This is a genomic window from Pseudomonas sp. S1_E05 (assembly GCF_056337105.1).
Genome location: NZ_JBFRHM010000001.1, coordinates 2,466,058 through 2,491,150, shown reverse-complemented (window position 1 = coordinate 2,491,150; position 25,093 = coordinate 2,466,058). Strand labels below are relative to the sequence as shown.

The 25,093-nt window shown below is 62.3% G+C and carries 27 protein-coding genes; 12 read left to right on the top strand and 15 right to left on the bottom strand.

Features of this window, described 5'->3' with window-relative positions; all coding sequences use genetic code 11:
* The first annotated feature begins 76 nt into the window (after positions 1-76).
* From AB4N33_RS11495 to AB4N33_RS11455, 9 genes are all read left to right on the top strand, one after another.
* On the top strand, positions 77-529 hold the full coding sequence (locus tag AB4N33_RS11495) for an ABC transporter permease (RefSeq protein ID WP_476457334.1): 453 nt from the start codon (positions 77-79) through the stop codon (positions 527-529).
* Positions 507-938, top strand: coding sequence for an ABC transporter permease (locus tag AB4N33_RS11490; protein ID WP_476457333.1), 432 nt, complete (start codon positions 507-509; stop codon positions 936-938). The genes AB4N33_RS11495 and AB4N33_RS11490 overlap by 23 nt, the downstream gene beginning before the upstream one ends.
* Positions 935-1,741, top strand: a complete 807-nt coding sequence (locus tag AB4N33_RS11485) for an ABC transporter permease (protein ID WP_460116514.1) — start codon at positions 935-937, stop codon at positions 1,739-1,741. The genes AB4N33_RS11490 and AB4N33_RS11485 overlap by 4 nt, the downstream gene beginning before the upstream one ends.
* Entirely contained in the window at positions 1,734-2,810 is a 1,077-nt protein-coding gene (locus AB4N33_RS11480) for an ABC transporter ATP-binding protein (RefSeq protein WP_476457332.1), read from the top strand. The genes AB4N33_RS11485 and AB4N33_RS11480 overlap by 8 nt, the downstream gene beginning before the upstream one ends.
* Positions 2,811-2,843: 33 nt before the next feature.
* Positions 2,844-4,127 (top strand): nucleotide disphospho-sugar-binding domain-containing protein, encoded by a 1,284-nt coding sequence (locus AB4N33_RS11475; RefSeq protein ID WP_476457331.1) that lies wholly within the window; start codon positions 2,844-2,846, stop codon positions 4,125-4,127.
* Entirely contained in the window at positions 4,120-4,488 is a 369-nt protein-coding gene (locus AB4N33_RS11470) for a cupin domain-containing protein (protein WP_460116509.1), read from the top strand. The genes AB4N33_RS11475 and AB4N33_RS11470 overlap by 8 nt, the downstream gene beginning before the upstream one ends.
* Before the next feature lie 155 nt (positions 4,489-4,643).
* On the top strand, positions 4,644-4,988 hold the full coding sequence (locus AB4N33_RS11465) for a cupin domain-containing protein (RefSeq protein WP_476457330.1): 345 nt from the start codon (positions 4,644-4,646) through the stop codon (positions 4,986-4,988).
* Between the two features lie 5 nt (positions 4,989-4,993).
* Positions 4,994-6,061 carry an aminoglycoside phosphotransferase family protein gene (locus AB4N33_RS11460; RefSeq protein WP_476457329.1) on the top strand — a complete coding sequence of 356 codons (1,068 nt, stop codon included), beginning with the start codon at positions 4,994-4,996 and terminating at the stop codon, positions 6,059-6,061.
* Between the two features lie 68 nt (positions 6,062-6,129).
* Positions 6,130-7,557 (top strand): aldehyde dehydrogenase family protein, encoded by a 1,428-nt coding sequence (locus tag AB4N33_RS11455; protein WP_476457328.1) that lies wholly within the window; start codon positions 6,130-6,132, stop codon positions 7,555-7,557.
* A gap of 268 nt (positions 7,558-7,825) precedes the next feature.
* Here AB4N33_RS11455 and AB4N33_RS11450 read toward each other — a convergent pair whose 3' ends face one another.
* The 11 genes from AB4N33_RS11450 to AB4N33_RS11400 form a co-directional block, all read right to left on the bottom strand.
* The gene (locus AB4N33_RS11450) at positions 7,826-9,298 is read right to left on the bottom strand and encodes an aldehyde dehydrogenase family protein (RefSeq protein ID WP_476457327.1); all 1,473 of its coding nucleotides are present in this window, start codon (positions 9,296-9,298) and stop codon (positions 7,826-7,828) included.
* Positions 9,291-10,118: an ABC transporter permease gene (locus AB4N33_RS11445; RefSeq protein ID WP_476457326.1), complete on the bottom strand. Its 828-nt coding sequence runs from the start codon at positions 10,116-10,118 to the stop codon at positions 9,291-9,293. The genes AB4N33_RS11450 and AB4N33_RS11445 overlap by 8 nt, the downstream gene beginning before the upstream one ends.
* Position 10,119: 1 nt before the next feature.
* Positions 10,120-11,037: an ABC transporter permease gene (locus tag AB4N33_RS11440; protein WP_460116500.1), complete on the bottom strand. Its 918-nt coding sequence runs from the start codon at positions 11,035-11,037 to the stop codon at positions 10,120-10,122.
* Positions 11,038-11,069: 32 nt separating this feature from the next.
* Positions 11,070-12,212 (bottom strand): ABC transporter substrate-binding protein, encoded by a 1,143-nt coding sequence (locus tag AB4N33_RS11435; protein WP_460116498.1) that lies wholly within the window; start codon positions 12,210-12,212, stop codon positions 11,070-11,072.
* A gap of 34 nt (positions 12,213-12,246) precedes the next feature.
* Complete coding sequence (locus AB4N33_RS11430) at positions 12,247-13,356, bottom strand: ABC transporter ATP-binding protein (RefSeq protein ID WP_460139619.1); 1,110 nt, start codon at positions 13,354-13,356, stop codon at positions 12,247-12,249.
* Positions 13,357-13,480: 124 nt separating this feature from the next.
* Complete coding sequence (locus AB4N33_RS11425; protein WP_460116495.1) at positions 13,481-14,323, bottom strand: helix-turn-helix transcriptional regulator; 843 nt, start codon at positions 14,321-14,323, stop codon at positions 13,481-13,483.
* Between the two features lie 178 nt (positions 14,324-14,501).
* On the bottom strand, positions 14,502-14,708 hold the full coding sequence (locus AB4N33_RS11420; protein ID WP_460116494.1) for a hypothetical protein: 207 nt from the start codon (positions 14,706-14,708) through the stop codon (positions 14,502-14,504).
* A 301-nt stretch (positions 14,709-15,009) separates the two neighbouring features.
* Positions 15,010-15,399 (bottom strand): hypothetical protein, encoded by a 390-nt coding sequence (locus AB4N33_RS11415; RefSeq protein WP_476458807.1) that lies wholly within the window; start codon positions 15,397-15,399, stop codon positions 15,010-15,012.
* A 126-nt stretch (positions 15,400-15,525) separates the two neighbouring features.
* On the bottom strand, positions 15,526-15,939 hold the full coding sequence (locus AB4N33_RS11410) for a VOC family protein (RefSeq protein ID WP_476457325.1): 414 nt from the start codon (positions 15,937-15,939) through the stop codon (positions 15,526-15,528).
* Between the two features lie 106 nt (positions 15,940-16,045).
* On the bottom strand, positions 16,046-16,648 hold the full coding sequence (locus AB4N33_RS11405; protein ID WP_460139617.1) for a TetR/AcrR family transcriptional regulator: 603 nt from the start codon (positions 16,646-16,648) through the stop codon (positions 16,046-16,048).
* The gene (locus tag AB4N33_RS11400) at positions 16,635-17,486 is read right to left on the bottom strand and encodes a 3-hydroxybutyryl-CoA dehydrogenase (RefSeq protein ID WP_476457324.1); all 852 of its coding nucleotides are present in this window, start codon (positions 17,484-17,486) and stop codon (positions 16,635-16,637) included. Before AB4N33_RS11400 ends, AB4N33_RS11405 begins: the two co-directional genes overlap by 14 nt.
* A 163-nt stretch (positions 17,487-17,649) precedes the next feature.
* On the opposite strand from AB4N33_RS11400, the gene AB4N33_RS11395 reads away from it, so the two are divergent.
* On the top strand, positions 17,650-18,660 hold the full coding sequence (locus tag AB4N33_RS11395; protein ID WP_476457323.1) for an AraC family transcriptional regulator: 1,011 nt from the start codon (positions 17,650-17,652) through the stop codon (positions 18,658-18,660).
* Here the strand turns inward: AB4N33_RS11395 and AB4N33_RS11390 are convergent.
* The 3 genes from AB4N33_RS11390 to AB4N33_RS11380 form a co-directional block, all read right to left on the bottom strand.
* Positions 18,602-19,588 (bottom strand): alpha/beta hydrolase, encoded by a 987-nt coding sequence (locus AB4N33_RS11390; RefSeq protein ID WP_476457322.1) that lies wholly within the window; start codon positions 19,586-19,588, stop codon positions 18,602-18,604. The genes AB4N33_RS11395 and AB4N33_RS11390 overlap by 59 nt on opposite strands.
* Positions 19,589-19,797: 209 nt before the next feature.
* The gene (locus AB4N33_RS11385) at positions 19,798-20,796 is read right to left on the bottom strand and encodes an NAD(P)H-quinone oxidoreductase (protein ID WP_476457321.1); all 999 of its coding nucleotides are present in this window, start codon (positions 20,794-20,796) and stop codon (positions 19,798-19,800) included.
* 58 nt (positions 20,797-20,854) lie between these two features.
* On the bottom strand, positions 20,855-22,066 hold the full coding sequence (locus tag AB4N33_RS11380; RefSeq protein WP_476457320.1) for a YbfB/YjiJ family MFS transporter: 1,212 nt from the start codon (positions 22,064-22,066) through the stop codon (positions 20,855-20,857).
* 111 nt (positions 22,067-22,177) lie between these two features.
* Here AB4N33_RS11380 and AB4N33_RS11375 point away from each other — a divergent pair, with 111 nt between their 5' ends.
* Positions 22,178-23,041, top strand: a complete 864-nt coding sequence (locus AB4N33_RS11375) for a LysR family transcriptional regulator (RefSeq protein ID WP_476457319.1) — start codon at positions 22,178-22,180, stop codon at positions 23,039-23,041.
* Between the two features lie 123 nt (positions 23,042-23,164).
* On the opposite strand, the gene AB4N33_RS11370 is transcribed toward AB4N33_RS11375, so the two are convergent.
* Positions 23,165-23,887 (bottom strand): pirin family protein, encoded by a 723-nt coding sequence (locus AB4N33_RS11370; protein WP_460116478.1) that lies wholly within the window; start codon positions 23,885-23,887, stop codon positions 23,165-23,167.
* A 237-nt stretch (positions 23,888-24,124) separates the two neighbouring features.
* On the opposite strand from AB4N33_RS11370, the gene AB4N33_RS11365 reads away from it, so the two are divergent.
* On the top strand, positions 24,125-25,075 hold the full coding sequence (locus tag AB4N33_RS11365; protein WP_460116476.1) for a GlxA family transcriptional regulator: 951 nt from the start codon (positions 24,125-24,127) through the stop codon (positions 25,073-25,075).
* Positions 25,076-25,093 lie beyond the last annotated feature (18 nt).

The window sequence follows — 25,093 nt, the reverse complement described above, 5'->3', positions numbered from 1 at the left end:
ATCGATCCCGAGGCATGCCGGGCATGCCTCGCCACGCTCGCAAACCGCCCGTGTGACTGGGCGCAAGGATTGGGTAATGAGTGCTTTGCATGCTGACAGGCGCCTGTCGGCCTGGCTTCTTGCGCCCGGCTTCGGCTGGCTGCTGATCTTCCTGGTGGTGCCCTGCGTGCTGGTGCTGGTCTACAGCTTCGTCGAGCGCGGAGCCTACGGCGGCATCGACTGGCTGTTCACCTGGGAAAACTACCAGCGCGCGTTCGATCCGCTGTACCTGGGCATTCTGCTCAAGTCGGCGAAAATCGCCGGGCTGGCGACGCTGTTCGCCGTGCTGATCGGCTACCCCGCCGCGTACGCCATTGCCCGTGCGCCACGGCGTCATCAGGCGGTGTTCCTGTTCCTGGTGATGTTGCCGTTCTGGAGCAACTACCTGATCCGCACCTACGCCTGGATCGTCCTGCTCAACCGCGAAGGCCTGATCAACCGCCTGTTGCAGATGTTCGGCTACAGCGGTGACCCGATCAATATGCTGTAGCACCGAAGCGTCGGTGGTATTGGGCCTGGTCTACAACTACATCCCGTTCGTGATCCTGGCGATCTTCTCTTCGCTGTCGCGTATCAACAACGAGCTGTGGGACGCCTCCCGGGATCTGGGCGCCTCGGGCTGGATGACCTTCCGCCGGATTATCCTGCCGCTGAGCGTGCCGGGTGTCGCCGCCGGTGCGGTGTTCGTATTCGTGCTCAGCATCGGCAACTTCATTACCGCCGACCTGCTGGGCGGCAAGCAGGTACAGATGGTCGGTAACCTGATCTACGCGCAGTTCCTCACCGCGCGGGACTGGCCGTTCGGTGCCGCACTGAGTTTCTTCCTGATCGCGATCATGCTGATCCTGTTGTTCGTCCAGGCCCTGGTGGCGCGCCGTGCAGAAGGGGGCCGCGCATGAGTCAGTCGCGTTCCTTGGGCGGTACCGCACTCAATACGCACCTGTGGCTGGTGTATGCCTTCCTGTACGTGCCGATCCTGGTGCTGATCCTGTTGTCGTTCAACAAGTCCGGCCTGCCGACCGCCTGGGGCGGCGTCTCGCTGAAATGGTACGTGTCGCTGGCCCACAACTCGGCGATCCTGTCGGCGGCGCTCAACACCCTGATCGTGGCGTTGGCGGCGACCTTCATCGCCTGCGTGCTCGGCACCTTGCTGGCGCTGGGCATCGAGTTGCGCCGCAAGGGCAGCGACAAGGGCCATGTGGTGGACACCTTGCTGATGGCGCCGATGATCATCCCCGACATCGTCCTGGCCATTGCGCTGCTGAGTTTCTTCAACCTGCTCAAGGTCGGCCTGGGCCTGCACTCGATCATCATCAGTCATGCGGTGTTCAACATCGCCTTCGTCTGCGCGGTGGTGCGCACGCGCCTCAAGCACTTCGACTACTCGATCCTCGAAGCCTCGATCGATCTTGGCGCCAGTGCCTTCACCACCTTCCGCCGGGTGCTGCTGCCGGCGATTTTTCCAGGCGTGCTGGCCGGCGGCTTGCTGTCGTTCACGCTGTCGGTGGACGAATTCATCATCGCGTTTTTCAACTCCGGTTCCGGCCAGGCGTCGACCACCTTGCCCATGCAGATCTACGCCATGATCCGTTTTGGTGTCACCCCGGAAATCAATGCCCTGGCGACGCTGGTGATGCTGGTCAGCATCACCGCGCTGCTGGCTTCGCAGCGTCTGAACAAGGCTCCTCGCACCCATGAATAATTCATCTGCGGTACTGATCCTGGACAAGGTCAGCAAGTCCTATGGCAACGGCCTGGCGGTCGACGAGGTGTCGCTGAACATCCGCGAGAACGAGTTCTTCGCGCTGTTGGGCCCGTCGGGCTGCGGCAAGACCACCTTGCTGCGCATGCTCGCCGGTTTTGAAACCCCCAGTGGCGGCTGTATCTACCTGGATGGCAAGGACATCTCGCCACTGCCGGCCAACAAGCGCCCGCTGAACCTGATGTTCCAGTCCTACGCGCTGTTTCCCAACATGACCGTGCGCAAGAACATCGCTTACGGCCTGGAGATGGAGCGCCTGCCGGAAGCGGAAATCCGCCGGCGGGTCGATGAAGTGCTGGGCACCGCGCAGCTCGCTGAACTGGCCGAGCGCAAGCCCGATCAGCTCTCCGGCGGGCAGCGCCAGCGTGTTGCCCTGGCGCGGGCGCTGGTCAAGCGGCCACGGGTATTGCTGCTGGATGAGCCCCTGGGCGCACTGGACAAAAAGCTGCGGGAAAAGATGCAGCTGGAACTCAAGCGCCTGCAACTGGAAAGCGGCATCACCTTCATCATCGTCACCCACGACCAGGAAGAAGCCCTGGTCATGTCCGACCGCATGGCGGTGCTCGATGGCGGCAAGGTCTGCCAGTGCGGCAGCCCGAGCGAACTCTACGAGAGCCCCAACAGCCGCTTCGTCGCCAACTTCATCGGTGTCAGCAACCTGTTCGAAGGTGTGCGGTCCGGGCAGCACACCGTGCGCGTCAACGGCCAGGAACTCAACGTCGAGACCGATGCGCCGCTGGTGCCGGGGCAATCGGTGGCGGTGGTGGTGCGTCCCGAACGCCTGCAGGTGCTGGGGGAGGGCGAAACCTGCGCCAACCAGGTCAGCGGCCAGATCGTCGAGATCGCCTATCACGGCCTCGACACCAACCTGCATGTGCAGACCGCGTTCAGCGACAAGCCGCTGATCGTGCGGGTGCCGTCCTCGCAATGCGAATTCGCCCATTTTGCGATGGGCATGCATGTCCGGCTCGGCTGGCAGGCACGCCATGCCCGTGTTTTGACGCGCTGAACCCTTAAAAAGACCAGGCAGGAGCATTGTTCGATGAAACAGAAAGTGATCGCGTTCTTTCCCGAAGCCGCCTATGGCCCGGCCCTGAATTCAGTGGGCATCGCCCAGGCGTGCGAAGCCCTCGGTCACAAGGCGGTGTTCCTCACCGACCCGGGCATGAGCGGCGTGTATGCCGGCTATGGTTTCGAAGAACACATGGTCAACATGTCAGCGCCCATGCCGCCCGAAGAGATGGCGCGTTATTGGGTCGACTTCATCAACGGCCACATTCCCAACTTTCGCAAAACGCCGCTGGACCAGATCGACAACTACGTGAAGGAATGCTGGGCCGCCATCGTCGACACCGCCAAGTGGGCACAGAAGGAATTGCCCGCCGTGCTGGACAAGGTCAAGCCGGACCTGATCTGCGTCGACAACGTGATCCTGTTCCCCGCGATCAAGCAATACGGCAAGCCGTGGGTGAGGATCATTTCCTGCTCGGAAAACGAGATCGAAGACCCGGACATCCCGCCGCACCTGTCGGGCATGAGCGTCGACGACAAGGCCGGCCATGCGCAATTTCGCCAGCGCTTCGAAGAGGTGGTCGGACCGATCCACGACGACTTCAACCAGTTCCTGCAAGCCCATGGCGAGGCACCGTATCCGCTGGGTACCTTCTTCGAAGCGTCGCCGTACATGAACCTGTTGCTGTACCCGGACGCCGTCAAGTTCGAGCGCCGTCATCCGTTGCCGGCCGAGCGCTTCCACTACCTGCAAGGGTGCGTGCGTAACGATACGAGCTACGAGATTCCGCAGTTTGCCGCTCACAACGACAAACCGTTGCTCTACGTCAGTTTCGGCAGCCTGGGCTCCGGTGACGTCGAGCTGCTGCAACGGCTGATCCGCGCCATTGGGCGGTTGCCTTACCGTGCGTTGTTCAACGTTGGCGAGCACCTGGACGAATACCCGGACCTGCCCGACAACGTGCAGATCTCCAACTGGTTCCCGCAACCATCGGTGATCGCCCAGGTCGATGCGGTGATCCACCACGGCGGCAACAACAGCTTCACCGAATGCCTGTTCTTCGGTAAGCCGGCAATTGTCATGTCCTACGTCTGGGACGGCCACGACAACGCCATGCGCGCCGAGGAAAGCGGCCACGGCTTCAAGCTCGATCGCTACGAATGGACCGACGCGCAACTGGCGGAAAAACTCGACGCCTGCCTCAACGACCAGGCCATGCGCCAACGCTTGCAGCGCACCAGCGCGCAGATGCAATCCCGCAAGGGCCCTGCCGATGCAGCGGCCATTCTCGACAAGGTCCTGAACAATGCCTGATACCCACACCACGGCGGGGTTTACCCCGTACCTCGAAGCCGTCAGCACCCGCACCGACCTGGTGGACTGGGGCGTACAGAGTGACGCCGTCGAAGGCGTCTCGCATTCGAGCGGGCGTCTGCTGTTCAAGGGGCCGAACAACAGCCCCGAAACCGGGCTCTGGGTGTGCACGCCAGGGCGCTGGCGCCTGTCGATTCCCCGTGACGAGCTGTGCCATTTTCTGGAAGGCGATGCCACGTACCGCCACGACAACGGCGAGGTGATCGAAATCCGCCCCCACACGCTGGTGCTGTTCCCGGCCGGCTGGACCGGCGAATGCCACGTGCGGGCAACCCTGCGCAACGTTTACATGCTGGCTTGAATACCAACACAACCCGAACCCGAACCTGTAGGAGCGAGCATGCTCGCGATGGACTCCCAGACACCGCTGGCATCCAGACAGCCCGCGTCATCGTTGACGACCATCGCGAGCAAGCTCGCTCCTACAGGGGATATCACCCATTTTGGAGAATGTTTATGACCACCCCATACCTGTACAACCCCCTGAACATCACCGACGTCAAAGACTGGGGCGTGATCCCCACCATGCTCGAAGGCGAGTCCCGGGTCAGCGGCGTTGTCCTGCACAAGGGGCCGGAAGGTCAGTCCGAGTGCGGCGTGTGGATCTGCACCCCAGGCAAATGGTTCTGCCACGTCACCAGCGACGAGTTCTGCCACTTCCTCGAAGGCCGCTGTACCTATGTGCATGAGTCCGGTGAAGTCATCGAGATCAAGCCTGACACCGCGGCGTTTTTCCGCAAGGACTGGAAGGGCGTGTGCACCGTCCATGAGACGGTGAAAAAGGTCTACATGATTCGGTGACCGCCATGACCCAGACACCTGTGACAACGTCCGAACGCGAACATCAGCGCGCCGCCTTCCTGGCGCGCGCCGGGTTTGCCACGGCGCGATTGGAGGCGTTGCCGGCGGATGCGTCGACCCGGCGCTATTTCCGCCTGGGCGGCGAGGGCTTGTTGCTGATGGACTCGCCACCGCACAGCGAGCCCATCGGTCCGTTCGTTCAGGTGGCCCGGCATCTGCACGACCTGGGGCTGTCCGCACCGGGCCTGATCTTGGTGGACGAGGAAGCGGGGTTGGCGTTGATCGAGGATTTCGGTCACGACACCTACACCCGCCTGTTGGCGGCCGGGCACCCGGAAGGGGCGTTGTATCGGTTGGCGGTGGATGCCCTGGTGGCGTTGCATCGCGCGCAGCCCGCCACGGCACTGGCGCCGTATGACGCCGGGCAACTGAGTGACGAATGTGCGTTGTTCATCGACTGGTACGCGCCGTTGTTGATCGGCCATGAGGCTGCGAGGGAGCGGCGCGAGGCGTTCCTTGCGCTGTTCGCCGAAGCCTGCCGCGACGTTGCGCAACGCCGTGAAACGCTGGTGCTGCGCGACTATCACGTGGACAACCTGATGCTGCTCGAAGGCCGTCAGGGCGTGGCGGCCTGTGGCTTGCTGGACTTTCAGGATGCGTTGCTCGGCGCGGCGGCCTACGACCTGATGTCCTTGCTCGAAGACGCCCGCCGGGACGTTCCCGAAGCGCTGCGCGTGGCCTTGCTGACCCATTACCTGATGCAGCGCCCGGAAATCGACGCACCGCGCTTCCTGGAAGATTACCGCCGGCTGGCGGCCCAGCGTCACGCCAAGGTGCTGGGGATTTTCGTGCGCCTGGCCGGCCGCGATGGCAAGCACGGTTACCTGGCCCACCTGCCGCGCACCCTCAAGCTGTTCGTTCGTGCATTGGACGCCGAGGCCTTCGGGCCGCTGCGCGCGTGGCTCAACGGCCATGTGCCGGGCTGGCGCGATGAACTGCCGCCGGCCACGCTCGATGCATTGCGCCAAACCCCTTATCGAATGGTTCAAGGATCTGCCCATGACCCCCTTTAGTCCTGACACCGCACTGCGCTTCATCAATGGCCAATACTTGCCGCTGACCCAGGGGCGAGGGGCGCGAAGTGCTCGACCCCGCCACCTTGCAACCCGTCGGGCAGGTCGGCCTGTGCGGCGACGCCGATGTGCAGGCCGCTGTCGATGCCGCGAACGCCGCGCAACGGCAATGGCGGCAGATCGACGCGAAAAGCCGCGCTGCGCTCCTGCATCAATTGGCTAACGCCCTCGAACAGAACACCGCCTGCAACCGCGAAGTGGCGCGGCTGATGACCCTGGAAATGGGCAAGCCTTTCGCCGAGGCCATGGGCGAGCTGGCCAACTGCGCGCCGATCTTTCGCTACTACGCGGAAATGGCCCGGGACGATGCCGGCAAGGTCGCCGGCACCACGCAGATCGGCTCGTTCCAGCATGTGCGTTACGAGCCTTACGGCGTCAGCGTGCACATCATGCCGTTCAACTTTCCAATCCTGCTGATGTGCTGGACGGTGGCGGCTTCGCTGGCGGCGGGCAATGCCTGCATCATCAAGCCGGCGGAAGCCACCACCCTGTGCACACTCAAGTTCATGGAGCATTTCACCACGCTGGCGCCGGGGCTGGTGGCCTGCGTGCCGGGGGATGCAGCGACCGCCCAGGCGCTGGTGAAATCCAGCGGCACCCATGCGGTGGCCTTCACCGGCAGCGTGGCGGCGGGCAAGGCGGTGGCGGTGGCGTGCGCCGAGCAGATGAAACCCTGCGTGATCGAGGCCGGTGGCAGCGACCCGATGATCATCTCCCGGCATGCGCCGCTGGAAGTCGCGGCCGCCGGGGCGGTGACCGCCGCGTTCCACTTGAGCGGGCAGATCTGCACCTCGGCGGAACGCTTCTATGTGGTCGACGAGATCCACGATGAATTCGTCGCCCGCTTTGCCGAGCGTACCCGCGCGCTGCGCATCGGCCACGGCCTGGAGCACACCGAAATCGGGCCGATGGTCAGCGAGGCGGCGCGTAACAAGGTCATGCGCCTGGTCGACGATGCCGTGGCCAAGGGCGCGACGGTTGTGTGTGGTGGGCGGGTGCCGCCGCAGCATAGTGTTGGCTGGTTTTATGAACCGACCATCCTCACCGGCGTGACGTCGGACATGGCGATCCTGCAGGAAGAATGCTTCGGCCCGGTCGCGGCGATCTGCCGGGTCGGAAACTTCGACGAGGCGGTGCGCCTGGCCAATGATTCGCCGTTCGGCCTCGGGGCATCACTTTTTTCCACGGACCTGGCCGAAGCGATGGAGGCCGCCGAGCGTCTTGAAGCCGGCATGGTCTGGGTCAACAACCCGCTGATCGACAACGACGCACTGCCTTTCGGCGGCTGGAAAATGTCCGGACTGGGGCGCGAACTCGGACGGCAGGGCCTCGAGGCGTTCCGCCGCTCGAAAATGGTCATCATCGACCACCAGCCGAAAATCCATGACTGGTGGTATCCGTATGCCGATGATGTGTTTTATCGCGATCAGCCCTGAGTCAGCAGAGCACCGCCCACTGTGGGAGCGGGCTTGCCCGGGAAGGCGGTGGGTCAGGCCCCATGATGTTGGATGTGAGGGCCTCTTCGCGGGCAAGCCCGCTCCCACAGGTTTTGGTGCGATGCACAAAAACTGCATGCCATCACCGGACCCCATGTGGGAGCGGGCTTGCCCGCGAAGGCGGTGGGTCAGGCCCCAAGATGTTGGATGTGAGGGCCTCTTCGCGAGCAGGCTCGCTCCCACAGGGGGCCTGCTCGCTGAACCGCGGTTATTTCAGGTACCACCCCCACGGCTGGTCGCTGATGTACTCGGTCACCTGCTTGACCTCCAGGTAATTGTGCAAGCCCCACTCACCAAGCTCACGGCCGATGCCGCTGTGTTTCATGCCGCCCCACGGGGCCTCGACGAAGGTCGGCTGTGAGCAGTTGACCCAGACGATCCCGGCACGCAGCTGGTTGGCGACCCGGGCGCTGCGCTCGAGGTCGGCGCTCATGACGGCCGCGGCCAGGCCGAAGCGGCTGGCGTTGGCCATTTGCAGCGCCTGCTCTTCGGTCTTGAATCGCTTGACACACAACACCGGGCCGAACACTTCTTCGCGCCACAGGATGCTGTTGTGCCCCGGTTCATCGAAGATCGCCGGCTCGATGAAATACCCCTCGGGCAGATGCGCCGGTCGCTGGCCGCCGGTGAGCAGGCGTGCGCCGCTGGCCAGTCCCTGGTCAACGTAACCGAGGACCTTGTCGTACTGCCCCTGGCTGACCAGCGGCCCCAGCAACACGCCGGGCTGCATGCCTTGGCCGATGGTGATCTTGCGGGTCTCCTCCACCAGTCGTTCGATCAGTCGCGGTGCGATACCTTCTTGCACCAGCAGGCGCGAGGTGGCGCTGCACACCTGACCCTGGTTCCAGAAAATGCCGAACAGAATCCATTCCACCGCCGCTTCGACATCGGCGTCGTCGAACACGATAAACGCGGATTTTCCGCCCAATTCCAGGCTGATGTTCTTGATGTCACGCGCCGCCGCCGACATGATCTTCGCCCCGGTCGGTACGCTGCCGGTGAACGCCAGTTTGTCCACGCCAGGGTGCTCGGTCAGCGGGCCGCCGGCATCGGCGCCGAGGCCACTGACCACGTTCAGTACTCCGGCCGGCAGCCCGATGCGATCCGCTGCCGCCGCCAGCTCCAGCGCGGTCAACGGCGTCAGTTCAGATGGTTTCAACACCAGCGTCGCCCCGGCCGCGAGGGCTGGTGCGACTTTCCAGGCCGCCATCAGCAGCGGGTAGTTCCAGGGGATGATCTGCCCGGCCACGCCAATCGGTTCGTGGCGGATGCGACAGCGAAAGCGCGCGTCGGGCAACGCCAGGGGTCGGTCCTGCTGCTGATCCAGCTCACGGGCGAGCCCGGCATAGTAGCGAAAGCAGCCGATGGCATCGCCGATATCCCATTGCGCTTCGGGCAAGGGTTTGCCGTTGTCCCGCACTTCCAGTTCGGCCAGAGTCTGTTGGCCGCTTTCCAGTTCCTCGGCGAGCGCTTCCAACCACTGCGCGCGCTCGGCACCGGTCGTCTGGCTCCAGCCATTGTCAAACGCCCGTCTTGCGGCACGCACGGCATGGTCGACATCCTCTTCGGTGCCCGCCGCGACGCGATGAAACACTTGGCCGGTCGCCGGGTCGATGACGTCCAGGTAACCGCCCAGGTCCGGGCTGACCCACTCGCCGTTGATGTAAAGCTGATCACGCATGGTGAGACTCCTGGGCGCCGGAACGGCGGTTTTGCAGGTGGCGGGAAGTGAACAGCAGCGCCAGCGACGCACAGATGATGACGGTGGACACCGCATTGATTTCCGGGGTCACGCCGCGGCGGATCGAAGAAAAGATGTAGATCGGCAACGTTGTCTCGGACCCCGCGACAAAAAACGCGATGATGAAGTCGTCGAAGCTGAAGGTGAAGGCCAGCAGGAATCCAGCCATGATCGCTGGACTGATCTGCGGCAGGGTTACGCGCCAAAAGGTGTGCATGGGTGGTGCGTAGAGGTCGGCTGACGCCTCCAGCAGCGCCTTGTCCAGTGAGTCGACGCGGCTTCGCACGATTACCATCACCAGCGCCATGGTGAACAGCGAGTGCGCGGCGATCACTGTGAAGAACCCCATGTTCAGGCGGGGCAGGCTCGGAATCCAACTCGCCAGCAATGGGTTGATCAGATCGAACAGACTGATGAAGGCGATCAGCGTCGAAATGCCGATCACGATGCCGGGCACGATGATCGCGCAGTAAGTGAGGGCGTCGAACAGCAGGCGGACCTTGGGATGGGCGCGTTGCAGGCCGAACACCGCCAGGGTGCCAAACAGCGTGGCGATCACGGCGGACGTAAAGGCAATCAAGGCGCTGTTGCCCAGCGCTTCCATGATGAAAGGGTTGCCGAACGCCCGGCCGAACCACTGCGTCGAGCAGCATTGGAACGCCAGGCCGCTGCGCCCGGCGTTGAAGCTGAACAACACGATCAACGCGATCGGGGCGTAGAGGAACAGGTACAGCGAAGTCGAATAGCTACGCAGCCACATGTCACATGCCTCCATCGGCGGGGCGGCCGCCGTAGCGGGCCACCAGTTTGAGGTAGACGCCGATGATCAGCAGCATCATCGCCACTAGCGTCATCGCCAACGCACTGCCGAACGGCCAGTTGCGCGATTGCAGGAACAGGTCGACCAGCGCGTTGCCGACGAAGAACACCTTGCCGCCCCCCAGAATCGCCGGGATCAAAAACTCGCCCATCAGCAGAATGAACACCAGCATCACCCCGGTAATGATCCCGGGCGCGGAGAGGGGCAGGGTGATCCGCCGGAAGCTCTCGAAGGCGCTGGCCCCCAAATCCGCAGAGGCCTCGAGCAGGCGCTTGTCGAGTTTTTCCAGACTGACGTAGATCGGGAATACCATTAGTGGCAGGTAGCCATAGACGATGCCGATCAGCACCGCCCAGGGCGTGTTGATCAAGCGCACGTCCTCAAGGCCCACGCTTGCAAGCAGCGCCGGGATGCCCTTGCCGCTGAGGATGAAGATCCAGGCGTAGGTGCGGATCAGGAAACTGGTCCAGAACGGCACGATCACCAGCGTCAGCAACAGCGAGCGGTTGCGGGAGACCTTGACCGCCAGGAAATACGCCAGTGGGTAGGCCGCCAACAGGCACACCAGGGTCCCCAGCGGCGCCAACATCAGCGTGTTGCTGAACGCCGCACCGCGGGAACCAAGGTTCAGGTAGTTGGCCAGCGTAAAGCCGCCGGCATAACCGCCCACCGCGCTGCGCTCGCCGAAACTGAACACGAGGATGATCACCAGCGGCATCAACAACAGCAGCAGGAACCACAAGGTCGAGGGCAACAGCATCAGCAGGGTGATCCGTCGGCCGAGGCTGCGCCGTTGGCGTACCTCGGCTGACAGGGCACTGGCCGGCTGCACCGTTTGCGGGTGGGCGGCAGCGTTCATCGGTGACTCCTCGTTAGCCATGGTCGGGGGGCTCAGGCGGACTTGAAGCGCGCCATCAGTTCAGCGCGTGCCGGGCTGGTAAGCGTCGCCGCTGCACCGAATTCCAGCGGGCTCAAGGCTTCGGCGGCCGGGTACATGATCGGGTCGTCGAGCATGGCGGTCGGCAGAAGGGCATCAACGCGCTTATCGCCGCTCGGGTAGCCGTGGCTCAGCACTTCAAGCTTGTTGTGCTGCGGGTCGAGCAGGTAATTGATGAACGCATAGGCGGCGTCCTTGTGTTCGGAGCTCTTGGGGATGGCGAAAAAATCGCTCCACAGCTCGCCACCTTCCTTGCCCAATGTGAAGTGCATTTGCTCGTTGTCGCGGTGCAGTTGTGAAGCGTCGCCGGTCCAGGACATCGCCAGCCACGCATCGCCGCTGCGCATCGATGGCTGGATGTCCGAGTTGATCGCGAACAGGTGCGGCTTGACCTCGATCAGCAGCTTTTCCGCATCGGCCAGTTCTTTGGGGTCCAGTGAGTTGAAGCTGTAGCCGAAACTTTTCAGGGCGTTGCCGATGGCGGTCAACTGGTAGTCGTGGACCATGGTGCGACCACTGGCCGGGCCTTGCGCGGCTGCCCAGAATTCTTTCCAACTGGTAGGACCGTTCTTCAATTTACCGGTGTCGTAGAGCATGCCGGTGGTGCCCCAGTTTTTCGGCACGGCGTACACCTTGCCGTCTACCGTGCCCTGGGCCATGAACTTCTGCTGGAAGGCCGAAGCATCGAAGTTGGGAATGCGCGACAGGTCCAGCGGTTCGATCAGACCCAGTCCCACATAGGTGCTGATGGTGTAGTTGGTCGGCACGAGCACGTCCCAGCCGCTGCCACCGGCCTGCAACTTGGCGAGCATTTCTTCGTTGGAACCGAACACGCTCATCGACACTCGCGCGCCGGTGGTTTTGCCGAATGCGTCGAGATTGTCCTGGCTGTGGTAATTCGGCCAGGTCGCCAGCGACAGGCGATCGCCGAGCTTGGCCTGCTCGGCCGCGTACGCGGTGGACGTCAGCAGGCCGGGCATGTTGGTGGCGACTACCGCAGCGGCAAGGCCGAGGCCGGTGCGGCCAAGGAATTCGCGGCGACTGATCGAGCCGTTCTGCCAGCTGCGCAGGGTTTTGATAAACGTCTTCTGGTCCATAGCACGCTCCACATCCAGTTGATGAATTATTGATTTACATCGCCATGGCCAAGCCGTTGGCGTGATCCCAGCCGACGCTCACTGCCGCGCCGTGTTCGAATGCATGAGCGTCCTGATGGCGCGGCACCCGCACGCAGACCACGCCGAAAGCCTGGGTGCGCACGCGGTATTCGGTGGAGTTGCCCAGGTAAATGCGGTCTTCCACGCACCCTTGCAGCTTCACTTCGCGGGAGAGGTCCGCGTGGGCGCCAGCAATGCTGATCAGCTCCGGACGCACGGCGATGCAGCCGGCGGAATCGGCGCTCAAGGCTTTGCCGGTGGGCGTCAGGGGGCTGGTCAGCTCCAGACCCTGTTCGGTGCGCAGCACCACAGAGTTACCGTGCAACTGACGCACCGTGCCGTTGAACAGGTTGGATTCACCGATGAAATCGGCCACGTACCGGGTGGCCGGTGCTTCGTAGAGTTGTTCCGGAGTGGCGGTCTGGATGATGGAGCCTGCGTGCATCACGCTGATGCTGTCGCTCATCGACAGTGCCTCTTCCTGATCGTGAGTGACGAGCACGAAAGTGATGCCGACCTCCCGTTGCAGGCGCAGCAGTTCCGATTGCATCTCTTTGCGCAGCTTTCGATCGAGGGCCGCCAGCGGCTCGTCCAGCAACAGCACGGTCGGCTTGTTCACCAGTGCCCGGGCCAGTGCAACACGCTGTTGCTGGCCACCGGACAGCTCGCTCGGCTTGCGCTGGCCGAAGCCACTCAGGCGCACCATTTCCAGCGCTTCATCGGCCATGCGCAGTTGGGTTTTTTTGTCGGGGCGCGGGGTGCGATAACGCAGGCCGTAGGCAATGTTCTGCGCCACCGTCAGATGGGGGAACAGCGCGTAGTGCTGGAACACCATGTTCACCGGCCGCTCGTAGGCCGGCACACCGGCGACGCATTGACCCGCCAGGCGCACTTCACCGCTGGACGGTTGTTCGAAACCGGCGATCATGCGAAGGGTGGTGGTCTTGCCGCAGCCCGAGCCGCCAAGGAAGGAGTGGAAGGCGCCACGGCGCACAGCGAAGTTCAGGCCACTGACGGCGGTCACATCGCCATAGCGTTTGACCACATTGCAGAATTCGATATCACTTGGCGAATTGTCGTTCACGAGGCCGGCTCCCTTGCAGTGATGAAACAGTGCGACGGGAGCCAAACTAGCAATGGGGGTTTTACGGTGTATATATCCCTTGGGGGATAGGGGCAGCTTCGAGCTTCGAGCTTCAAGCTTCAAGCTAAAGGCTGGTCGTGCGTTTCTCTTGCAGCTTGTCGCTTGAAGCTTGCAGCTGATTCTCTGTCAGATCGCGAATGAACAACCCGAGCAATTCGGACTGGCTGCCGATGCAGAGTTTGGCGTAGATGTTCTTGCGATGAATCTTCACGGTGCCGGGGCTGATGTTCAGTTGCTCGGCCACCGAGGCGCTGGAGTGACCGCGCAACAGCAACTGGACGATTTCCTGTTCGCGGCCGGTGAGGATGTGGGCGCCAAACTGGTCGAAGGCTTCGCGGATCTTGAAGTCCAGGTCCTGAGCCGGTCGTGGCTGCTGCGCTTGCCGCAGGCGCCAGGCTTCAGTGATGACCTGCTCGACCACGCCTTGCGCGCATTCGATCAACTGCATCTCGTCGCGACTGAATGCGCAACTCGCCGAGGAGCGCATCAACGACAGCACCGCCATGGCACCACCCCCCAGCTCGACGAAAAACGCCACTTCTTCGGCCAGGCCCGTTTGCTGGTAATAGGTCAGGTAATACTCGCCGAGGTAGAAGTGGTCGGGCGCGAACTGGCGCAGGCGCCACAATCCCGGTGCCTGGCCACGGGTGCAGGCCAGGTAGAACGGGTCGAGCAGGTAGGGGCCGCACTGATAGTCGTCGACGTACACGGCGCGCTTGTCGGCGGCGAAGGTATCGAACAGCGCCAGTGGCCGGTGATTGCCCTCGTAGACGAACAAAACGAAATGATCGACTGGGCAGATCTGCCGCAACCAATGGCTCAATCCGGCCAGTCGCGCGTGTCCTGCTTGCAAGTCGAGCAGGTGGGCGACTCCGGTGGTCCAGAGTTTGAGTTCCTTGGGACGCATGGCAGCTTCGGATAACGGGTGAGCTTCAAGCGATGCACAAATTACGCCATGGCGGTTTACGCCATGGATTGCGGGGAGGACGAGGTGGCGTCCTGGAAAAGACGCACCTTTAAGGGGCTGGTTGTTACCGAGGTCTACAGGATCAGTATCATCCTCGAGGCATTGTGTGGGAAAACCGTCAGAGTGCGTAGCCGGCCGTGAGGGCAATCGGGGCGTCCTGCGCACCCACGATCAGATGGAAGGGCACTTGCACAGGTTCATCGACGGAACTGACCTCGAAGCTACCGACCACTACGGGCTGGCGCTCACACATTTCAGTCGACTCTCCGGCCATGTTTTTCGCCATTTTCGCGTGATTCGCTGCGATTTCACTGAGAGTTGACACGTTGCATCTCCGAAAAGCTGATCCAGCGGTGTGCTGGCGTGGGTGAGTATAGGTGATGGATGTTACGTCAGGATTTCGACGCTCCGTGACGACCACGCGAGCGTGTGCAAACCGTGAGCCAGAGGGGGTGGGCTTTTTCTGACGCTGATCGCCGGGCGACGAGTGGTGAACTCCTGTAGGAGCGAGCATGCTCGCGATGGTGGTTCAGGCTCCGCGGGGTGTCAGGCAGTCAGCGTTAACGTTGACGTCCATCGCGAGCATGCTCGCTCCTACAGGTATGGGTACAGGTTCAGGTGACTCCTCACCGATACTTGATCACAATCCCTTTGAGTTTGCGGCCCTGGACCGTTTCAACGTCGCGGCTCCACAAACCGCCGCGCACGAACGCGCCGGTGGTCTGGATGTGGTCGTAGACCACCACCACCGCATCGCCGCCGAGTTTGGCCGATTCCTCGCGCAGTTTCTGTTCGACTTCGGTGATCGGGGGCGCGGGCTCGGTGCTGGCGTCGATCAAGACTTCGCCCAGGCGGATGTGTGGGCGCAAAGGTTCAGTGCGCAGCACTTGCACTTCGCTGGGCAGGGTTGGCGCCGGGTGTTCGACGCCGACGTAGGCGGTGGTGTGGGCGTCGACGGTGGCGCAGCCTTGCAAAATGAGGAAGGAGGCCGCCAGCCCTCCTGCCAGCAGGGACAGTTTTAACCGGGGGGCAGGAGCGGCATGGGGGGTACTCCGAAAAGTGAAGCGTTAGTCGGGTCGCCCGTTTGACGATAGCAGACACCAGGCTGACTGGCCCCTGTGGGAGCAAGGCTTCAAGACCCGCTACTGATCCTTCTCGCAGTTAACCATCCACGCCACCCCAAACCGGTCGGTCAGCATGCCGAAACGCGCGGCCCAGAAGGTCGCTTCCAGCGGCATCTGCACCTGGCCATCTTCGGCCAGTGCGTTGAACACCCGTTCTGCCTCCTCGATGCTGTCGACATTCAGCGATATCGAACACCCGGCCATGTCATCGGTGGGGCGGTCGGGCGTGGTGTCCGAGCCCATGATTTTCTGGTCGCCCACCGCGAGGCAGGTATGCAGGATCAGGTTGTGCAGGTCGACGGGGACCTGGTCGCGCATCGGGCTTGAAGCAAAATCCATCATCACTTCGATCTGGCCACCCAGGGCCTGGGCATAAAAAGTGAACGCGGCTTTGCAGTCGCCGTTGAAGATAAGGTAGGGATTGATTTTCATGTCGGGCTCCGGCTTTGCGAGGGATCTGGATAGCAAAGCGTTAGAGCGTGGGACAAGCAAAAATCTTTTAGATGGTTTTTCTATTGAAAGGGCGTGGCTTATCGCCTCAGGCGACGGCGAGTGATGGAGAAGGTCGCAACAGACGCTCGATGGCGCCACCGATCAGGCTCTCCAGCAGCTCATCGCGAGCCGGTTCATCCAGCGCATGTTGCGCCAGCCAACAGGGGGCGCTGTTGAGCAGGTTGGCAATGGCGTGGCCGGTGGCCAGACGTGCCGGTTCGCTTAGACGCAGGCGGCTGGCGAGCATCTGCAACAGTAGGCCTTCGTACTGTTCGCGCAGCTGCCGTACTCGCGCCTGCTGCTCGTCGTTCAGGCAGCCGCTGTCGCGCTCCACCAGGCGGAAATGCCACGGCATCTCCTGATGGAGGTTCAGGTGCGCACGGATCAAATTGTGCAGTTTGTCGCGTTTAGCCCCGGCCTTGTGATCGATCCGCGCGAGCGCGGCCAGCAGCTCTTCGTAGAACTCTTCGATCAAATCAAGCAGCAAATGCTGTTTGCTGGGGTAATGGTGATACAACGAGCCCGGCGAAAGGCCCAGGCACGTTGCCAGTTCGCGCATGCCGACCTGACCGAAACCCTTGCTGGCGAACAACTCCAGCACCTTGTCCCGGTACTCGGCAAAACGCGAACAACGCTCAGGCATAGGCATGGAAGCCACGCCCCGATTTGCGGCCCAGATAGCCTGCGGCAACCATTTCCTTGAGCAACGGTGCCGGTCGATATTTGCTGTCGTTGAACCCCTCGTAGAAAGCTTCGAGGATGGCGAGTACGGTGTCCAGGCCGATCAGGTCCGCCAGGGCCAGCGGGCCGATGGGCTGGTTACAGCCCAAACGCATGCCGGTGTCGATGTCTTCGGCGCTGGCCAGGCCTTCCTGGAACACCAGGATCGCTTCGTTGATCATCGGCACCAGAATCCGGTTGACCACGAATCCCGGACGGTTACCGGCGGTGATCGCGGTCTTGCCCAGGGTGGTGGCCATCTCCAGCGCCAGGGCATGGGTGGCGTCGCTGGTTTGCAGGCCACGGATCACTTCGATGAGGCCCATCACCGGCACTGGGTTGAAGAAGTGCAGACCGATGAAACGCGCTGGCGTGCTGACGCTGGCGGCCAGTTGGGTGATGGACAGCGACGAGGTATTGGACGCGATCACGCACTCGGCGCTGACCTGCGCGGCAATCAGTTGCAACACGCGTAGCTTCAGGTCGAGGTTTTCCGTGGCCGCTTCGATCACCAGTTGCACATTTTGCAGGCTGGCGTAGTCGGTGCTGGTGCGGATGTTGTCGAGGGTGGCGAGCTTTTGCGCAGGTGTCAGGGTCTCTTTGCTCACCTGGCGTTCGAGGTTCTTGTCGATGGTCGCCAGGGCTTTTTGCAGGGCGCTGTCGGCGATGTCGATCAGGGTCACCTTGAAACCGGCCTGGGCGCAGACCTGCGCGATGCCGTTGCCCATGGTGCCGGCGCCGATTACGCCAATGTTTTGCAGATTCATGTGCCGTCCTTTCAATCAACCCTGCGATACCTTCGCCGCCGCAACGACCGAAGGCGTACTATTGCCGCGAGTCTAGAACCGGCATGACGGTTGGCCTATGCCGAAACTGTTCAACGGTGCTGGTGTTTTTTGCCATTCGGCTGATGGGGAGCGAAGCGTTCAAATGCGGGAAAAGGACTCGGTGGCTGCCTACTTCGTGCAAGCGATGATCCATGGGCTGGGTGACGATCAGCAGCGTCTGGCGGCGGCACTGCAGCAGGCCGGCATCGAACCGGCGTTGCTCGAGCAACCTTCGGCGCGAGTGCCGGCCAGTGCATTTGCGGCGTTGTGGCTGATTCAGATCCGCGAGCTGAACGACGAATTCTTCCAGCTCGACTCCCACGGCATGTTGCCGGGCAGCTTCGCCCTGATCTGCCGCGCCCTCATCCAGGAACCCGACCTGCACAAGGCCATGCGCCAGTGTCTGAGCAATTTTTCCCTGTTTCTCAGTGACTATCGGGGCACGCTGACGGTGCGCGGCAAGCGGGCGGTAATCAGCCTGGACACCTGCGCGCCTAACGCCGATGTCGCGCGGTTTGGCGAAGAGACGTTCCTGGTGCTGATGATCAGCCTGATGTGTTGGCTGGGCGGGCGACGCATCCCCATCGACCGGGCGGACTTTCGCCATGAACGCCTGTCCCTCAGCGATGACCGCCTGCTTTGGGGCCCCAACCTGACCTTCGGCGCCGAGCGGACCGAAATCGAGTTCCCTAGCCATTACCTGCGCCTGCCGGTGGTGCAGGACCTGGCCTCGCTGAAGGTGTTTTTGCGCACCGCGCCCCAGTGGCTGGTGATCCGCTTCCGCAACCAGCACGGCTTGGCCTCGCAAGTTCACCAACGCCTGCGCAGCAGCCATTACAGCCAGTGGCCAACCTTGCAGGCCTTTGCTTTGGAACAACACCTGAGCCCTAGCACCTTTCGTCGCAAGCTCGAGCGCGAGGGTTGCTCCTATCAGGAAATCAAGGACGAAGTCCGACGCGCCGTGGCGTTCGAGCAGTTACGCGAGAGCAAGGCCAGTATCGGCGACATTGCCGAGCGGTTGGGCTTTCAGGAACCCAGCGCGTTTCATCGGGCGTTCAAGAAGTGGACGGGGGAGAGTCCGGGGAAATATCGGGCGCGGTTCCAGACCGCTTGAACGGCCCGGCCATTTGCGCCGGTTTGCTTTTCATCAGGCTCTCAATGGCCTGCCGATACTGGTTGCCCCCAAGGCTCATGCTGTTGTTGTGGGTGCCACCGGGCACCAGCAGCAGCTTTTTCGGTTCGTTGGCGGCGTTGAACAATTGTTCGCTGAAGCGCGAAGGCATGAATGCATCGGCCAGGCCATGGACGACCAGCAGGGGCATGTCGATGTCGACGATTTTGTCGATGGAATCGAATTTCTGCGACAGCAGCCAGCGCACTGGCAGCCATTTTACCGGCAGGTTGCTCTCGGCCACTTGCGCCACCGCATCACCCAGCGAGGTGAAGGTCGACTCGATCACCAGCCCGCGCGCCGGCACGGCAACCTGGTCTTTTTTGGCTTGTGCGGCCAGGTCGGCGGCCAGGTCGATGGCCACGGCGCCCCCCAGGGAGTGGCCGTAGATCAGGCGCTTGTTCGCATCCGGCTGCAGTGCCTTGAAGCGCTCCCAGGCCGCCCGCGCATCTTCGTACACACTGGCTTCCGACGGCAGATCGCCCTTGCTCTGGCCAAAACCACGGTAGTCGATGGCCAGTACCGAATAGCCCATGGCGCGCAGTTGCTCGATACGGAACGCCTGGCCGGTAAGGTTCCAGCGCACGCCGTGCAGGTACAGGATCGACGGCGCATCCCGTCGCGCAGCGGGCCACCACCAGGCATGCAGGTTCTGTCCGCCCTTGAACTTGGGGGATTGGATGTCGAATTCCTGGACGTCCTTGGGTAAACCGCGATACCAGCCAGCCGTGCCCGGCTCGATGCGAAACAGCAACTCACGCTCGGTATGCTGCAGCACCCCGCAACTCACCGGCAGGCCGACCACCAGCACGGTCATGCACAGCAGCGCCAGCCAACGTCGGCGCAGGGTGGTGAGCAGGGGTGAAGACATGACTGGCTACCGGTTGAACATGGAAAGTCGATTTTTAACAGATGCTCGGCGGCTTTGTGTGGTTTTCGTGTGGCTTTTGTGTGGACTCATGTTGCTTTTGTGGGAGCGGGCTTGCTCGCGAATGGGGTGTGTCAGTCACCCACGATGTTGAATCTGCAACCGCCTTCGCGAGCAAGCCCGCTCCCACAAGGGAGAATTGCCTCCTGAGTTCAATCCACCCGCAACACAATCTTGCCGATATGATCCCCACCCTCCATCCGCGCGTGGGCCTGCGCCGCCTCGGTCAGCGGGTAGACCTTGTCGATGATCGGCAGGCAACGTCCGGCCGCCAGGACGGGCCAGACGTATTCACGCAGTTGCTCGGCAATCGAGGCTTTTTCCGAAGTGGTGCGCGGACGCATCAGTGAGCCCGTGACGGTTGCGCGTTTGCTCATGATGCCCAGCAAGTCGACGTCATCGGCACGTGCGCCACCGAGGAAACCGAGCATCACCAGACGACCTTCCATGCCCAGTGCCGCGATGTTCTGGTTCAGGTACGAGGCGCCCATGATGTCGAGAATCACGTTTACGCCTTTGCCAGCGGTCTTGTCCTGGATCACCTGGACGAAGTCCTGCTCGCGGTAATTGATCGCCTCGGCACCCAGCTTGCGCACGGCTGCACATTTGTCCTCGCTGCCGGCGGTGGCGAAGGCCTTGATGCCGAACTCGCGGCACAACATCAGCGCGGTGGTGCCGATGCCACTGGTGCCGCCGTGGATCAATGCGCGCTGGCCTTTGCTGGCACCGCCCATATCGAACAGGTTGGCCCATACCGTAAAGAACGTTTCCGGAACGGCCGCCGCCTGCAGCCAATCCATACCGTCGGGGATCGGCAGCGTCTGGCCCGCCGGGGCGATACAGTATTGCGCATAGCCACCGCCATTGGTCAGGGCACACACCTTGTCGCCTACGAGGAATTCGCTGACGCCTTTACCGAGCGCCACGACTTCACCGGCCACTTCCAGGCCCGGGTTGGGGTTCATGCCAGGCTTGAGTGGGTATTTGCCGGCCCGTTGCAGGGCATCGGGGCGATTGACCCCAGCAGCGTGTACGCGGATCAACACTTCGCCTTCAGCGGGGCTTGGCACTGGCACTTGTCGGGGTTGCAACACCTCGGGGCCACCGGGTTGGGTGATTTCGATCAGGGTCATGTGATTGGGCAGCGTCATCGGAGCGTCCTGTCTGGATGTTTTCATTTAAGTGGGACCGCGTGAAGGTGTCAGTGACTCAGTTCAGTGCCGGGTGCAGCCGATCGCGGCGCGGCACCAGACGCATGCCCTGTTCCAGCAGCAACGCCACGACAATCGCACCGGCGGCAATCAGAAACAACAGCTCATGGCGACCGCCGCTGGCGTTGAACAGTGCCGAATAGGCAAACCCCGCCAGTGCCTGGAACGTGGCGAACGACACCGTGGCACGACTCCAGGCAATCTGTTGCTGATGATGTTGAGGAATCAGCTCATGCACGCGGGCCAGCGCCAACGGCACGATGCCGGGTGGGAAGGCACCGATGATCACCGCCAGCACGGCCAGTGCGATGAATGAGCTGGAAATGGCCAGCAACCCCACCGCAACGGCCTGCACAACCAGCACCAGGCGGATGCTCGGGCGCGCGCCCAGTTTGTCGGCGAGAAAGCCGTAGCTCACCGGTCCGATGATTGCGCCCAGGCCATACATCACCCAAATCAGTGCGCCCACGTGCGGCCCCGCGCCGAGGCCCCGGGCGACGTAGTCGACCAGGAACACCATGGCCGGAACCAGTCCGGCAGCCATGAAGGCGTACTGGGCGAACAGCAGGTAAACCTGTGGGTCGGTCTTCGCTGCGGATGCATCAGCCAAGGGCGTGTGGGTTGCCACATGGGAGGTTGAAGGCCAGCCAAACCAGCTCGCAGCGGTCAGCACCAGCGACAACAGGCCCAGGCCGAACCATGTGTTCTGCAAACCAAGGCTCAGCAGCGGCGGGACAATGGTCCCCGAGCCGGCAATGCCCAGGCCGATGCCCAAGAAGATCGCACCGCTGGCCAGGCCACGGCGCGAGGCTGGCACGTGCGGCAGCACCGTTGCGGCCACCAGCACCATGATCGCGCCACCGGCGATCCCCGACAGCAGGCGCCAGCCAAAAAACCAGCTCACCGACAATGGGAAACCACAGGCGAAAAACGCGGCCGTCACCGCCAGCATCATCAGGCGCAATGCCGTTGTGTTGCATGTGCGGCGAGCCAGGGGATGGCCGAGCAGGGCGCCGATCAGGTAACCGACCAGGTTTGCCGCGCCCAGGTAGACCACGTCATGGGTCGAGAACCATTGCGCCTGGATCAACGAGGGTATCAACGGCGTGTAGGCAAACCGCGCCAGGCCAATGCTGACCAGGCTGGCGCAAAGGCCTGCGAAGATCGGCAACCAGATCGCGCTGCGGGGTGGTGCATCAGGAGTCAGCATGGGGAAGTCCTGTGGAAATTTCTCTTGGGCCCAGCTTAGCCAGTTTCATTGATGCAAATACGCAGCGATTTTGCGTTATGGTGATGCGTAAATGCACCAGTGGAGTACGCCATGAATTGGGATGACGCGCGGGTTTTTCTTGCCGTGTGCCGGGAGTCGACCCTGCGGGGGGCCGCGCGGGTGCTGGGAGTGGACCAGGCCACGGTTGGGCGGCGGGTCTCGGCATTGGAGAAGACCTTGAGCGCGACGCTGTTTCTGCGCACCTCGGAAGGCTACGCCTTGACTGCGGTGGGTGAGGCGGCGTTGCAGGCGGCCGAGAAAATGGAGCATTCGGCGCTGGAACTGCAACGGCGGATTCAGGGCCTGGATGATCGCCTGACGGGCACCGTACGCGTCAGTACCACGGACTCCATGGCCGTCGATTTCCTGATCCCTGCGATTGCCCGCGTGCACCAACGCCATCCCGATGTTCGAGTGCAACTGGATGCGTCGACCCACATTCTCAGTCTGGCGAAACGCGAGGCCGACATCGCCGTGCGCAACACCCGTCCCGATAATCCGGACCTGATCGCCCGGCGCATCGCCCGTTGGCCGGTGGGGCTGTTCGCCTCGCAAGCCTATGTCGACGCCCACGGCGTCCCCGCGCCGGGCTCGGCGTTCGAGGGACATGACCTGGTGGTGTATCAGCCGTACTTGCAGGGCAACAAGGAATTTACCCTGGTGGCGGAACCGCCGGGGCGCGGGCGCATTGTGGCGAGTCTGAGTTCAAGTCTGCTGGTGCGTCGCTCGATTGCGGCGGGGTTGGGGCTGGGGGAAATCCCGGTGTACATGGGCGAGAGGGACGGGCTGGTCAGGTTGTGGCCGGAGCGCACGCGACCGTTGCCCTATGACGTGTGGCTGGTGACCCACGCGGACCTGCGGCACACCGCGAAGGTGCGCGCAGTAATCGATGAAATCGTCGAGGTGTTTGCCTAGATTCTCCTGTAGGAGCGAGCATGCTCGCGATGGTCGTCAACGATAACGCTGGCTGTCTGGATGCCAACGTTGTCTGGGCTACCATCGCGAGCATGCTCGCTCCTACAGGGCAACCGTGATGCCTCATGGCATTTCAGGCAATTCCTGCGGCCGCAGGTCGAACACCAGCACTTCGGCATCCACTCCATTGCTCAGGTTCAGCAACTGCTCATTACGAACCCGCACGCCGTCGCCTTCCTGCAATTGCACGCCATTGAGTTCGACGCTGCCACGGGCCACATGAACGTACGCATAACGGTCGGCGGCCAGTTCCAGGGTGGCGCTTTCCTTGCCGTCGAACAGCCCCGCGTAGACCCTTGCATCCTGGCGCACTTTAAGCGAGCCGCTTTTCCCTTCGGGCGAAATGATCAGTTGCAGGCGCCCGCGTTTTTTCCCGGCGCTGAAATGCTCTTGCTGGTAGCGCGGCTTGGCGCCACTGACATCCGGCACGATCCAGATTTGCAGGAAGTGCACGCCCTGCGTTGCCGAGTGGTTGAACTCGCTGTGGGCCACGCCGCTGCCGGCACTCATCAGTTGCACATCGCCAGGGCGGATCACCGAACCGGTGCCCAGCGTGTCCTTGTGCTCCAGGGCGCCCTCAAGCACGTAGGAGAAAATCTCCATGTCGCGATGCGGGTGTTGGCCAAAGCCTTTACCGGCGGCGACGCGGTCGTCGTTGATCACCAGCAGGTCGGAAAAACCCTGTTCCTTCGGGTTGCGGTAGTTGGCGAAGGAGAAGGTGTGGAATGACTTCAACCAACCGTGATTGGCCATGCCGCGATCGGAAGCTTTGCGTAGGGTCAGCATGATGGAATCTCCTGTGTTGGACGTTGATTCGTCCGAGTGAGGAGAAGGTTAATGGTTATCCTGTGGTGCAATAAGTAGATGAAAATTGAAATACTGTCTCTTTTGGGTTGACAGTGATGTGTGGGCAGCGCGCGGCTGTGGAGCTGGGCCATAATGCTGGGAAATTTCCTCGTTTCCACAGGGGATTGGTGTGTCTGATCAAAGAACTCCTTTTGAATTTTCAGTGATGTGCAACCCATGAAAACCGTGGCAATGGTGCTGTTTCCCGACTTTCTCCTGCTCGACATGGCCGGGCCCATGGAGGTGTTTTCCATCGCCAATCGTTATCTCAAGCCCGATGACCATTACGCGCTGTCGACCATCGGCACGGTGCCGGGTGCGTTGCGCGCGTCCAACGGGGTGAACGTGCATGCCGACGTGCACATCGACCAGGCCTGTGACGGTTACGACCTGCTGCTGGTGCCCGGCGGCCCCGGTGCGTACAACGAAAGGCATCCACCGTTGCTCGATTGGCTCAAGCACAGCGTCAGCCGTTCCAGGTCCTACGGGTCCATCTGCACTGGCGCGTTCGTGCTTGGGCATGCCGGGCTGCTCGACGGCTACCGGGTCACTACTCACTGGCATTACACCGAACGCCTGATCAAGGCTTTCCCTGGCGCCAAGGTGGAGACCGATCAGATTTTCGTCCAGGACCGTAACCTCGTGACCTCTGGCGGCGTCACCGCCGGCATTGACCTCGCGCTCGCGGTGGTGGCCGATGACCATGGCAAGAAAGTTGCCCAGGACGTGGCCAAGGTATTGCTGGTGGTGATGAAACGCCAGGGCGGGCAAGCGCAGTTCAGCCCCTTGCTGGCCACGGTAGCCCCTCAGGAAACGCCGGTGACCCGCGTACAGAACTACATGCTCGAACACCTCGACGAAGCTTTCAACATCGAGCGCCTGGCGGGCCTGGCGACCATGAGCCCGCGGCATTTCGCCAGGGTGTTCGCCCGGGAGGTGAACATGACGCCGATGGAGTTTTTGCAAAGCGCGCGCATCGACTGCGCGAGGAACCTGTTGGAAACCACCGAGCTGCCGCTCAAGACCGTGGCTTTCAAAAGCGGGTTTGGCAGTGTTCGGCACATGCGCTTTCTATTTGGTGAAAAACTCGGGCTGACCCCGGCTCAATACCGCGAGCAGTTCAGTTAGCGCTGATTTGTCCGTTCT